Origin of the sequence: Candidatus Pantoea soli (assembly GCF_007833795.1) — a bacterium.
GTDB classification, from domain to species: Bacteria; Pseudomonadota; Gammaproteobacteria; order Enterobacterales; family Enterobacteriaceae; genus Pantoea; species Pantoea soli.
In genome coordinates, this window is the sequence record NZ_CP032702.1 from 18,423 (window position 1) to 30,872 (window position 12,450).

13 protein-coding genes are annotated in these 12,450 nt (G+C 59.7%); 5 read left to right on the forward strand and 8 right to left on the reverse strand.

Translation table 11 applies throughout. The features are described 5' to 3' along the window. Window positions 1–16 precede the first annotated feature (16 nt). From ghrB to D8B20_RS00120, 8 genes are all read right to left on the reverse strand, one after another. Window positions 17–991, reverse strand: coding sequence for a glyoxylate/hydroxypyruvate reductase GhrB (ghrB, locus tag D8B20_RS00085; protein ID WP_145886004.1), 975 nt, complete (start codon window positions 989–991; stop codon window positions 17–19). 49 nt (window positions 992–1,040) lie between these two features. Then, window positions 1,041–2,321: an MFS transporter gene (locus D8B20_RS00090; protein WP_145886006.1), complete on the reverse strand. Its 1,281-nt coding sequence runs from the start codon at window positions 2,319–2,321 to the stop codon at window positions 1,041–1,043. 109 nt (window positions 2,322–2,430) lie between these two features. Next, entirely contained in the window at window positions 2,431–3,378 is a 948-nt protein-coding gene (locus tag D8B20_RS00095; RefSeq protein ID WP_145886008.1) for a sugar kinase, read from the reverse strand. Window positions 3,379–3,388: 10 nt separating this feature from the next. Continuing rightward, window positions 3,389–4,138, reverse strand: a complete 750-nt coding sequence (locus D8B20_RS00100; protein ID WP_145886009.1) for a sugar phosphate isomerase/epimerase family protein — start codon at window positions 4,136–4,138, stop codon at window positions 3,389–3,391. Between the two features lie 455 nt (window positions 4,139–4,593). Then, window positions 4,594–5,619, reverse strand: coding sequence for a LacI family DNA-binding transcriptional regulator (locus D8B20_RS00105; RefSeq protein WP_145886011.1), 1,026 nt, complete (start codon window positions 5,617–5,619; stop codon window positions 4,594–4,596). 58 nt (window positions 5,620–5,677) lie between these two features. Continuing rightward, window positions 5,678–6,673, reverse strand: coding sequence for a LacI family DNA-binding transcriptional regulator (locus tag D8B20_RS00110; protein WP_145886012.1), 996 nt, complete (start codon window positions 6,671–6,673; stop codon window positions 5,678–5,680). A 158-nt stretch (window positions 6,674–6,831) separates the two neighbouring features. Next, window positions 6,832–7,494 (reverse strand): OmpA family lipoprotein, encoded by a 663-nt coding sequence (locus D8B20_RS00115; protein ID WP_145886014.1) that lies wholly within the window; start codon window positions 7,492–7,494, stop codon window positions 6,832–6,834. 110 nt (window positions 7,495–7,604) lie between these two features. Next, a complete protein-coding gene (locus tag D8B20_RS00120) occupies window positions 7,605–8,165 on the reverse strand; it encodes a DNA-3-methyladenine glycosylase I (RefSeq protein WP_145886016.1) in 561 nt (186 codons plus the stop codon). Between the two features lie 214 nt (window positions 8,166–8,379). Between D8B20_RS00120 and D8B20_RS00125 the strand changes: the two genes are divergently transcribed. From D8B20_RS00125 to D8B20_RS00145, 5 genes are all read left to right on the forward strand, one after another. Then, window positions 8,380–9,072 carry an autotransporter domain-containing protein gene (locus D8B20_RS00125; RefSeq protein ID WP_145886018.1) on the forward strand — a complete coding sequence of 231 codons (693 nt, stop codon included), beginning with the start codon at window positions 8,380–8,382 and terminating at the stop codon, window positions 9,070–9,072. A gap of 80 nt (window positions 9,073–9,152) precedes the next feature. Next, entirely contained in the window at window positions 9,153–9,830 is a 678-nt protein-coding gene (locus D8B20_RS00130) for a hypothetical protein (RefSeq protein WP_145886020.1), read from the forward strand. 101 nt (window positions 9,831–9,931) lie between these two features. Continuing rightward, window positions 9,932–10,468, forward strand: a complete 537-nt coding sequence (gene dnaT, locus D8B20_RS00135; RefSeq protein ID WP_145886022.1) for a primosomal protein DnaT — start codon at window positions 9,932–9,934, stop codon at window positions 10,466–10,468. Next, the gene (dnaC, locus tag D8B20_RS00140) at window positions 10,468–11,208 is read left to right on the forward strand and encodes a replicative helicase loader DnaC (RefSeq protein ID WP_145886024.1); all 741 of its coding nucleotides are present in this window, start codon (window positions 10,468–10,470) and stop codon (window positions 11,206–11,208) included. Before dnaT ends, dnaC begins: the two co-directional genes overlap by 1 nt. Window positions 11,209–11,314: 106 nt before the next feature. Next, window positions 11,315–12,448 carry an ROK family transcriptional regulator gene (locus tag D8B20_RS00145; protein ID WP_145886026.1) on the forward strand — a complete coding sequence of 378 codons (1,134 nt, stop codon included), beginning with the start codon at window positions 11,315–11,317 and terminating at the stop codon, window positions 12,446–12,448. Window positions 12,449–12,450 lie beyond the last annotated feature (2 nt).

The window sequence follows — 12,450 nt, forward strand, 5'->3', positions numbered from 1 at the left end:
GGCTTCCGTACGGGATTCAGCCGAGGATTTGCGGGTTAACGCAGTTTTTTTCCACCCGGCCACTGAGCGCGGCAATCAGGTTCTCCACGGCGTCGCGCGCCATGCCATAACGGGTTTCGTGCGTGGCTGAGCCGATGTGCGGCAGCGCGACCACATTCGGCAGCGTCAGGATCTCTGCGTCTGCCGGAACCGGCTCCACTTCAAACACATCCAGACCGGCGGCGTGGATCGTGCCGTCTTTCAGTGCGGCGGTCAGCGCCTGCTCATCCACCACCGGACCGCGTCCGGCGTTGATCAGGATGGCGCTCGGCTTCATCAGCTTCAGCTGCGCCGCGCCGATCATGTGATGCGTCTGCTCTGTCAGCGGCAGGCTGATGCAGACAAAATCGCTCTCTTTCAGCAGCGTTTCCAGATCGCAGGCGCGCGCGCCAAAGCGGGTCTCGGCTTCTTCATGCTGACGGCGGGCGTTATACAGAATATTCATGCCGAAGCCGAAATGCGCGCGCTGTGCCAGCGCCAGACCAATACGGCCCATGCCGAGGATACCCAGCGTTTTATGGTGCACATCTACGCCGAACTCCGCCGGGCCGATGCTCTTCTGCCACTTGCCGTCGCGCACCCATTTATCCAGCTCCGGCACGCGGCGGGCGGTGCTGAGCACCAGCGCCATCATGGTATCGGCCACGGTTTCGGTCAGCACGGTTGGCGTGTGCATCAGCAGCACGTGACGCTGATTCAGCGCATCCACATCAAAATTGTCATACCCTACGGACACAGTAGAGCAGGCGCGCAGTGCCGGCATGGCGGCCAGCAGGTCGCTATTCACTTTGCCGCCGGAACCCAGCAGGCCCTGCGCAGCAGCAAACTGCTCCGCATGCTGACGCACCGTTTCCGGCGTCACATCTTTCACTTCGGTTACGCTGAAATGTTCATCCAGCTTTGCCCGCAGGTCAGCGGGCAGGCTTTTGTAGAGGATTACAGCAGGTTTCATTCGTTGCTCCCTGTAAAATGCTGAGGAGGCCTGCTGGCCTCCTGACGAATTAAGCGGGCTTTACACCGTGAAAGGGCGGCGTTTTGCTGGTGGCCGGTTTGACAATCAGCGTCAGCCAGACGGACGCCAGCAGCGCGGCACCCATAAAGATGTATGAGGCGGCCGGACTGCCGGTAGCACCATTAAGATAGCCTACGATCCACGAGCCGACGAAAGAACCCAGCGCACCCATGCTGTTGATCAGCGCCATTGCCCCGCCGGCAACGTTACGCGGCAGCATTTCCGGAATGATGGCAAAGAACGGGCCGTACGGCGCATACATCGCTCCGCCGGCAATCACCAGCAGCGCATAGGAGAGCCAGAAATTGCTGGAGCCTGCCAGGTACGAGCCGAGGAACGCCAGCGCCCCAATCAGCAGCAGCGGCCAGACAAACAGTTTACGGTTCTGGGTTTTATCGGAGGCCCACGACACCACGACCATGGCAATGGTCGCGACCAGATAAGGCACCGCCGACAGCCAGCCCGCTTCCACCATGCCCATCTGCGTACCGTTACGCAGAATAGACGGCAGCCACAGAACGAAGCCGTACACGCCGATGCTCCAGGCAAAGTACTGCATGCACAGGATGATCACGTTGCGGTTACGGAACGCCTCACCATAGTTGCGTACGGCCTTGATGTTTTCCTGCTCTTTCTGCAGCTGCGCCTGCAGCGCGGCTTTCTCTTCATCGCTCATCCATTTGGCCTGAGCCGGCTTATCCTGCACCAGGAACCACCAGGCAATCGCCCAGATCACCGCCGGGAAGCCTTCGATGATGAACATTTCCCGCCAGCCGAACGAGTTGATCAGATAACCCGATACCACCGACATCCACAGTACGGTGACCGGGTTGCCGAGAATCAGGAAGGTGTTGGCACGCGAACGTTCAGATTTAGTGAACCAGTTGCTGATGTAAATCAGCATCGCCGGCATCACGGCTGCTTCCACCACGCCCAGCACAAAACGGATGGCGGCCAGCATCGGAATATTGCTGACGATACCGGTCAGCGAGGCGCAGCCGCCCCACAGAATCAGACACCAGAAAATCAGTTTTTTTACGCTGCGGCGCTCGGCATAGACCGCGCCGGGAATCTGAAAGAAGAAGTAGCCAAGGAAGAACAGGGCACCCAGCAGCGATGACATGCCTTTGGTAATGCCGAGATCGTCGTTTATCCCTGCGGCAGAGGCGAAGCTAAAGTTCGCCCGGTCCAGATACGCCAGACTGTAGGTGATAAACACGATGGGCATGATAAACCACCAGCGTTTTGGCGCGATTGTCTGCGATTTCATGGGTGACTCCTCTGGTTGAGGCGGGCGCATTCTGTTGATGCGCCTCAAAATAATAGTGTTGTAGGGACAGATTAAGGGTATCTACATCGATCCGTTTTGGTGCGTTAAATTAATAATCGCCGAGCGCAGCGCGCGTCGGCAGGCCTTCACTGTCACCGGCAACCTGAATCGCCAGTGAACCAATTTTGTTGCCGCGCAGAATGGCCTGCGGCAGCGATTTCCCTTCCAGCAGCGCGCTGATGACGCCGACGGCAAAGCCATCGCCTGCGCCCACGGTATCCACGACGTTCTCCACGCGAATCGGCTCAACTACGCCTTTTTCGCCGTCAGCCGTTTTATACCAGGCACCGTCGCAGCCGGTTTTGATCACGACCGCGCGGACGCCTTTGTCGAGGTAGAAATCGGCAATGGCTTCCGGCTGACGGTAGCCGGTAAGAATCAGCCCCTCTTTTTCGCCCGGCAGCACCCAGTCGGCATATTCTGCCAGCCTGTTCAGCTGCTTACGCATCTCTTCTTCACTGCGCCATAACACCGGGCGCAGATTAGGATCGAAGGAAATGGTTTTGCCACGCGCGCGCATCTCTTTCGCGGCGTGGCTGGCCAGCGCCAGTGAACTGTCAGAGAGCGCAGCGGCCACGCCGCTCAGGTGCAGGTGGCGCGCACTGCCAAAATAGTCGGCGTTGAAATCTTCCGGTGAGAGATGGCTGGCTGCCGAACCTTTGCGGAAATACTCCACTTCCGGATCGGAACCATCTTCAACGCGCGCTTTCAGCTGGAAACCGGTGCGGTAGCGGTTATCCACCGTCACGCAGCGGTGATCCACGCCTTCTTTCGCCAGCTGCTGCAGCGTAAAGCGGCCGAAGCTGTCATCGCCGACGCGGCTGACCCAGCCAACCTGCAAACCCAGACGGGCCAGACCAATCGCCACGTTCAGTTCAGCACCGGCAATGCGTTTAACAAACTGGTCCGCGGCGGCCAGATCGCCGGTTTGCCGGGCGATAAACATCGCCATCGCTTCGCCGATGGTGACCACGTCCAGCTGAGAAGAGTGTGTCATGATAAGCTCCTTACACCGCACGCAGCAGGTCGACATAATGGCGTGTGACCGCCACTAAATCGTCACCCTGCAGCGGGAATTCAATGCCGCGCGGCGCATCGGCTGGCAGCGCATGCAGCAGGGTACGCCAGCTGTCTCCGGCTTCGTCCAGCGCGATGGCACGGAAGCTGTCACCGTGCGGCACCGCCGCCTTAACATGAATGTAGCTGACATAGCGGCTGAGTTGTGCCGCCGCCTGTAACGCGTCTTCGCCGGTCCACAGCCAGTTGCCCATATCAAACGTCATATCCAGCGGCAGGGCGGCATCGCAGGCGTGATGGAAGAAGCGCAGCATCGGTGCCAGCCTGCAGTCAGGCGTCTGGTCATTTTCAATGACCAGCGTGACGGAAGAGGTGGCGAGCACATCAGCCAGCTGGCGCGCGTGCAGATCCACATAGTGTCCCAGCGCCAGTTTCAGGCGCTGTGCGCCCAGCTGCTCTGCTTCCTGCAGATACTGCGCCAGGCGCGGGTTGAGCGCGCCGTCGTCCAGCCACAGCGATTCCGGCACCGAATAGCTGGCGGTCAGCTGATGCTGACGCAGGGAATGCCCGAGTGCGGGCAGAAAGCTCAGCGCATTGCCGCTGAACAACTCCCGGCGGATTTCCACGCCATCGGCGCCGGCGGCTTTAATCAGCGGCAGCAGCGCCGCCTGACCACCCATCTCTGCCACCTGCTGCGCACCATAGGCAGCGGTGACCACAATAATTTCCGGTTTCTTCATTCTTCCTCCGCGGCGAAGGCGTGCGGTGACGCGTCCGCCCGATGTGCTGTGCTGATTACCGCTGTGGATGAAAACGCACCCTGCGGCAGGCGCAGGGGCGTTCATCACTGCATACCGGTGCGCATCACTGCGCACCCTGAGATCGACTGCTGCGGCAGCGTGGCCGGCGATCCATGCCGGCTGTCCGGTAGATGCATCCTCCCTGACGCCATCAGGCTGAGCATCCACTGGCCTGCTATCCTGCGACACCGGCGCGTGCCTGCGCCGGTTCACCTTCCGTGGTCATCGCCTTCCATCGCGATCGCGGGTTTCGTCTTTCACCGGGTCGCCCTGCATGGCAACCGGTCATTGCGCGGTAATTTGATATAAAAAGCTTAATGGAACCGGTTCCAAAGGGAAGCAGCAGAGTGCGGAATTATGATCATGCTCACGAAGTGAGCCAGAACCAGGGAAAGTTAACGCAGTGGCTGACTGGAGCCGCGCACGATCAGCTCGCCAGAGAAAACCCGTTCGCTGACCGGCTGCTCGCTGCCTTCAATGCGGGCAATCACCTGTTCCAGCGCGGCATAGCCGATCTGCCAGGTCGGCTGTTTCAGTGTGGTTATACCTACGCCAGCCAGTGCCGCCCACTCCAGTTCGTCAAAACCCAGCAGGCCAATGTGTTCGCCCCAGCGCAGCGTCAGGCGCTGCAGAGCACGCGCCACCTGCAGCGTCAGCGCACCGTTCGCCGCCATTACTGCGCAGCGCCTGTCAGGATGGCGCTGCTGAAATGCGCGCAGGGCCTGTTCCAGCGGCTGAGGCTGATGCAGCGGGACTTCAGCGTTTTCTGCAATCACCTGCGGCGCCCGCTTTACCGTGTCGAAAAAGGCGGCGAGACGCTCGCGACGGGTGTTCACGCTGCCAAGTGGCTCGCTGAGAAACAGCAGCGCGTCATAGCCGTTATCCAGCAGATGCTGGGTGGCAATCTGTCCCGCTTCCGGATTGTTCAGGCCGACCACGTCGCAGGCAAAATCGGGAATTTTACGGTCGATCAGCACCATCGGCAGCATTGACTGCTGCAGGCGGTTGAGCACCGCTTCGTGCATTCCGACCGCGTTGACGACAATACCCTCAACCTGGTAACTGCTGAGCAGCTGCAGATAGTGCTGCTCCAGATCCACTTCGTTGTTGGTATTACACATCAGCAGCGTGAAGCCGCGAGCGCGGCAGGCGGCTTCAATGCCGCTCAGCACATCAACAGAGTAGGGGTTGGTGATGTCAGCAATAATCAGGCCGATCAGGCGCGTGCGCCCGCGCTTTAGTCCCCGCGCCATCTGGCTGGGACGATAATTCAGCGCGGCGATGGCCTGTTCAATACGGGCTTTGAGATCGGGCGAAAGCAGATGCACTTCACCGTTGAGATAGCGGGAAACGCTGGTTTTACCGGTTTGTGCCGTGCGGGCAACGTCACTGATTGTGGCTCGTGGCGGCCTGGTTTTCATTACGTACACCTGAATAATTGCATCAGGCGAAGACTATCACAGCGCCGGTGGCACGCAATCATTGTGCGTCAGAAGTCAGGCGTAATATTGGCTGCCACAGCGTTTGCAGCTGCGCCACCGGCCGGTCTTCCAGCAGATCCAGCACCATGCCGGCGACGCATTCACCAATACGCTGCTGCGAAGACTGCAGAATGGCGTTGACCGGCTGATCAACAATGGAGTCATGCGGCAGGCCATCATAGACGTAGAGCGCCACGGCCTGCGGCCCGCTGAGGCGGCCGGCCTGCTGCAGCGCGATCGCGGTGCCTTCACCCAGCGGGCTGCAGTCGGTGATGATGGCATCCGGCAGCGCGCCCTGCGCCAGCCAGGCGCAGGTTTGCTGATAACCGGCGCGGCGGGTGGGCGGCAGTGCCACCACCTGCGGCGGTGGACGATGCGGTTTCAGCGCATCCATAAACCCCCGGCGGCGTTCCAGGATATAGGTGCCCGGCTCATTGCCGCCAAGATAGGCCAGCCGCTGATGCCCCTGCTGCAGCGCATGCTGAGCAGCCAGCAGCGTACCGGCATGGTTATCGTAATCAAACCAGGCGTAGGGCTGCGGCAGCGTACTGCGGCCCAGCGTGAGAAAGCGGAACCCCTTCTGCTGCAGGCGCAGCAGACGCAGATCGTGCGGAGTGGTATGGGTGACAATCAGCGCATCCAGCGCCCCGCTGCGCAACATCCGCAGCAGCGTACGCTGCTGATCCTGCGGCTTATCGGGCAGCAACAGCAGGTCGATCTCATGCCGGGCAAGCCGCTGGTCGAGTGTCAGCAGCATTTCGCTGTAGTAGCTGTCATTGAGAGTGGCGTTACTGACAGGAAACACCAGCCCGACGGCGTTCGCCCGGCCGGTTTTCAGCCGGCGCGCGGCAGCATTCGGGCGATAGCCGCGCCGGTCTGCTTCCTCAATGATGCGTTTACGCGTGGCTTCCGCCACATCATCAAAGCCATTAAGCGCGCGGCTTACGGTGGTCACGGATAAGCCGAGCGTGGCGGCAATCGCTTTGAGAGACATGAGAAGGTTCCGCTGATCGATTTGCGATCACGCTAGCATAAAGTTTTCGGCGGCTCTATCTTCTGGTGTTTTTTGAGCGCTTTCTGAATTATAGCAGGTCAATAATTGCCAAAAGGCGCGAAAAAAAGCCGATCTGCGGGCGCAGACCGGCCAGCCGTTTAGCCCAGCGGGCTGAGGGTGATTTCCACGCGGCGGTTCTGCGCTTTCCCTGCTTCAGTGCTATTGGTGGCAACCGGGTTATCCGGGCCCATGCCCTGGGTACGCAGGCGATTCTGCGCCACGCCCTGCAGAACCAGCGCGCTGGCCACGCTGTCTGCACGCTGCTGCGACAGGCGCATATTCAGCGCGCGTGAACCGGTGCTGTCGGTATAGCCCACCACGTTTACCGCGGTTTTCGGATACTCTTTCAGCACCATCGCCACGCCGGTCAGCGTGTTGGCACCGGCCGGTTTCAGGTTGGCGCTGCTGGAATCAAAGGTGACGTTATTCGGCATGTTCAGCACGATGTTATCGCCCTGACGCGTCACGCTGACGCCGGTACCGCGCATTTTGTCGCGCAGTTTCGCTTCCTGTACGTCCATGTAATAACCGACGCCGCCGCCAAGCGCTGCACCGGAAGCGGCACCAATCAGCGCACCTTTGCCGCGATCTTTTTTCGACGAAGAGAGTACGCCTACGCCTGCGCCCAGCACAGCGCCGAGCCCGGCGCCGATGCCGGATTTTCCGGCCTGAGATTCGCCGGTATAAGGGTTAGTGGTACAGCCCGACAGCGCTACGCTGCCGCTTAATAACAAGGCCAGCGTCAATACACGCTTTTTCATGGAAAATCCCTCACAGATTTAACGGGGAAACAGACCCCAAAACGGCAATATTATGCCGTTCAATAATGGGGAAACAGGTGAGGTGCTGTCTGAAAATGTAAATTTTTGCGTTAAAGATTATCGGGATGGCAGAAACAGGTGGTTTGATGATCGTTAATCAGGCCACAGGCCTGCATAAATGCGTGGCAGATTGTCGGACCGACGAATTTAAAACCGTGCTTCTTTAGCGCCTTCGACAGCGCAACAGAAGGGGCCGAGGTGGTGGGGGCCGCGCGGTAATCGGCATAATGGTGTAAAACCGGCTGATTATCGACAAAAGACCAGATAAAGCGCGAAAAGTCTCTGCCCGTGGCTTCCAGCGCCAGCATCGCCCGGGCATTACTGATGATGGCTTCCAGCTTACCGCGATGGCGGATCAGACTGCTGTCCTGCAGCAGGCGCATGACATCGGCTTCATCCATCAGCGCGATAGCGTGCGGGTCAAAGCCGTGAAACGCTCGCCGGTAGTTTTCGCGTTTTTTCAGCACGGTGATCCAGGCGAGCCCGGCCTGCTGCCCTTCCAGGCACAGCATCTCAAATAAGGCTCGCTTATCAGTTTGCGGGATACCCCATTCGCTATCATGGTACGCGATATAGAGCGGATCAGCGGTTACCCAGCCACATCGCTGCATTGCCTCACTCCCTTTACATAAGAAAAAACCATTCATTGCTTGACGTATTGCGGAATCGATTAATAGTTAATCAATGCGGTGCCGCCTGCCGCCCGTTAAGGTTTTATTCAGGCATTGCTGCCACGCTGTTACTGACAGGGGCACGCCTGGCCTGCGCGGCTGGCCCGGATCAAAAATCAGGCTCATTTCTTATCCGGCTCGTCAGGAGTCATTCATGTTGCAGAAAAGTCAGCGGACAGGCCAGCACATTCTCGCGCTGGCTTTCAGCAGCGTATGGCTGCTTTTTATGGCTGCACCGGCCTCTGCCTGGGATCAGGCAGACCCGCGCGGTGCGCCGGATTACAATGCCATTCTGGCCGAAAAAGTATTCAGTAATCACCTGGTGTGGGAGGAGAGCAGCGACAGCGGCCTGCTTGAGGCGGCTCTGCGCGCACCCGGTGACAGCGGCTTCGTACTGCATACGGACACCGGCAGTGCCGGCAGCGCGCCGCTGGCCAGTCGCTACTCCGCTGGCTGGTCTATGCCCGTGAATGCCGGTATCAGCACCGGACCCGTGGCACAGTTTGCGGTGGATGATTCCCGCTTAAGCTGTCCGAAATGTGAACGGGTGGACAGCAATAACGCCGGTCACATTGCCTCCTTCGGCTGGCGCGTGGAGCGTGCGCTGGGCTGGATTTCGCCCTGGGCGCAGGTGAGTTACAGCTATCAGCTTAACGACGATCGTCCGACTGCGGCGCGCATCGATGCCGGGGAAGCGGGCCGCGAAAGCAACTGGATGGATGTCAGCGTGGGCGCCAGCCTGCCGCTTGGCCGCAATCTGGCGGCCTTCACCTCTTTTGCCCAGACGGGCGCAGACAGCACGGGTGAGCAGCAGATTTACAGCCTGGGCGTCAGCGCCAGCTTCTGAAGCGGCATGAAAAGCGAAGTGGCCAGAACTGAGGAAAATATAATAAGCGCGCTAATTATTTTTCTTATTTTGGTAACGTTATGCGTGAAAATATTACTCTTATTAGCCGCGAACTGGCGGTCTTTCTCATCAGTGGAATCGTTTTGGCTTTCTGTATGGCGATGGTCTGGATCGACGTCAACTGGATGCACGATGCGGTGCATGAAACCTCCTTTACCGAGGGCACGCAGGAAGGCATGCTGGCGCTGATCGCGGCTCTGTTTTTCCTTGCGGCGGCGCAACGCCCGCAGCAGCGCAGCGCGCTGATTCTGGTGGGCGGCTTTTACAGCTGCATGCTGATTCGCGAGCTGGATTTCCTGTTTGATCTGGTGCAGCACGGTGCCTGGGTCTGGTTTGCGCTGGCGACCACGGCGGCCTGCTTTGCGCTGGCCCTGCGCGAACCGCGGCAGATTCTGCCCGGCCTGGCGGCGCTGCTGCAGCATCGCAGCTGGCAGATGATGGCAGCCGGCCTGCTGGCAGTGCTGGTGTTCTCGCGCCTGTTTGGTATGCATGCGCTGTGGCAGCAGCTGATGCTGGAGGGCTATAACCGGGTAGTCAAAAATATGGCTGAAGAGGGCAGCGAGCTGTTCGGTTACAGCCTGTGCCTGGTGGCGTCGCTGCGCTATGTCTGGCAAACCCGTCCGCAGCCGGTGGCGGTGCGCGCCCCGCGCCGGGTTAGGGAGAATCTCCGTAACCTGAGCCACTCCGCGTCACGCTAATTCCCTGCCATTTATCGCGATCCCCGGTGCTAAAACAGGTACACTGAGCGCTTAGCGCCGGGGTCATCGGCGTGTCAGGTTGCTCAACGTCAGGTTTCCTCATGTCAGTTAAAATCTTATCTTCTACGCTGGTCGGGCTGGATGGCTTCTGCCAGGATCCGCTCACCACGTTACAGCAGGCCGATAACGGCACGCTGGCTGTGTTGCACAATAACGCGCCGGCGTTTTATGCGCTGACACCGCAGCGTCTGGCACACCTGCTGGCGCTGGAAGCGGCGGCGCAGCAGCCCAGCGACGTCGCGCTGGATGACAGCCTGTTTCACAGCGAAGCCGCCCCGGTGCCGGTGCCGGCGGGTAAATTTGCCATGTATCCGGGCTGGCAGCCGGACGGCGATTTTCAGCGTCAGGCGGCCATCTGGGGCGTGGCGCTGAGTGAGCCGGTGACGCCGGCAGAGCTGGCCGCGTTCGTGGCTTACTGGCAGGCTGAGGGGCGGCTGTTTCACCATGTGCAGTGGCAGCAGAAGCTGGCGCGCAGCGTGCAGATGAATCGCGCCGCAAACGGCGGCCAGCCAAAGCGTGATGTCACCCAGGTCAGCAATACCGATTACGATATTCCCGATGGGTTTCGAGGTGAGTAATGAAAACGCCAAACGATCTTTTCAGTCGCCTGAAAAAGTTTATGCCAGCGGATATTCAGCCCAAATTCAAAAGTGGTGCTGAGCTGCTGGCGTGGAATCAGGAGCAGGGCCGTCTGCGCTCGGAAGCCATTATGCGCGAAAACCGGGCGATGAAAATGCAGCGCATTATGGGGCGCTCCGGCATCCGTGAGCTGCACATGAACTGCTCCTTTGATAACTATCGCGTGGAAAACGACGGCCAGCGCAAGGCGCTCAGTCTGGCGCGCGAGTATGCCGCCGCTTTTGATAACAGCATCGCCAGCTTTGTGTTTTCCGGCCGCCCGGGCACCGGCAAAAATCATCTGGCGGCAGCAATCGGTAACGACCTGATTATCCGCGGTAAAAGCGTGCTGATCGTCACGGTAGCCGATTTGATGTCGAGCATGAAAGGCACCTTCAGCGGCGGCAGTGACATCACGGAAGAGCGGCTGCTGCAGGATCTCAGTCATGTTGATCTGCTGGTGATCGATGAGATTGGCATGCAGAGTGAGTCACGCTACGAAAAAGTGATCATCAACCAGATTGTCGATCGCCGCTCATCGTCCAAGCGGCCCACCGGTATGCTTTCCAACCTCGATCCGGCCGGCATGAATGCACTGCTGGGCGAGCGGGTCATGGACCGCATGCGCCTTGGTAACAGCCTGTGGGTGCGTTTCGACTGGGAAAGCTATCGCAGCCGCGTCCGCGGCGATGAATATTAAGTTGTAATCTGCGACTGACGCCGTAAAAACGTCGGTTCATCCGCCGGTTAGCCGGCGCGCCGGACTGCTAAACTTATCCCTTAACTGTTTGTCTGGTGAGGGTGCGATGAAAGCAGCCGGGAAAGGTCCAGCATTACTTCGACGCAATAATCTCAAGCGGGTCATGACGCAGCTGCGCAAGACCCGCGTCACCTCACGCCAGGAGCTGGCGCTGGCGCTGGATCTCAGCAAAAACACCGTTTCCCTGATCATCGATGACCTGCTGGCGCAGGGGCTGATCCGCGAGCTTGGCCCGGTAAGCGTGGCTGCCGCCGGCCGGCCGAAAATCGAAATTTCACTGCGCCCGGAAAAGCTGAAAAGCGCGGGCATCATGGTAGAGCGTCAGGCCATTCACTGGCGCGTCTGCGATTATTTTTCTCAGGTGGTCGCCGAGCAGACGTGGCGTACCGAAACCGCCGATGCCGGGGCGCTGCTAAACGAACTGGGCGAAGTGTGCCAGACGCTGCGCGCGGCGCACCCGGAACTGCTGGGCGTGGCGTTTGGCTTTCCCGGCATTATTGATCCGCAGCGCGGACGGGTGCATTTTGCGGCCCACCTCGGCTGGCGCGATGTGGACGTGCTGAGGCCGCTGCAGGACAGCTGCACGCTGCCCTTACGCATCATGAACAATGTGAAGGCGGCGTCTCTGCTGGCGGTGCAGCAGCTGGAGCTGAATAAAACGCAAAGTCACTTCTATCTGCGTATTGCCGAAGGCCTGGGCGGCGCGCTGGTAGAGCAGGGCGAAGTGTTTACCGGCAGCAGCTGGACGGCCGGCGAAATCGGGCATCTGGCGGTGCAGGCCAACGGCGTGCGCTGCAGCTGCGGCCGGCAGGGTTGTCTGGAAACGCTGGTCAGCCTGCCTGCCATCCAGCAGCAGCTGGCGCGCCGCAAAACGGGCCTGCGCTGGCAGAACCGTGAAAGCGAGCCGGAGATTGTGAACGCCATCCTGCGTGACGCCGGCGCGCATCTTGGCCATGCGCTCAGCCAGGTGATGCAGCTGGTGAATCCGGCCAGCATCATTATTGATGGCCCGTTCAACGCGCACCCTGCCTTTGTACAGGCGGTGCAGCAGACGGCGCAGGCCAGCACGCTGGCTTTCACCTTTGCCCATACCACGCTGCATTTTCTGCCGCAGCGTATCGATCCCGCCAACGGGCTGGCGCTGGCGGTGATTGAGCAGTATGAGCGCGCCGTCAGTTAATG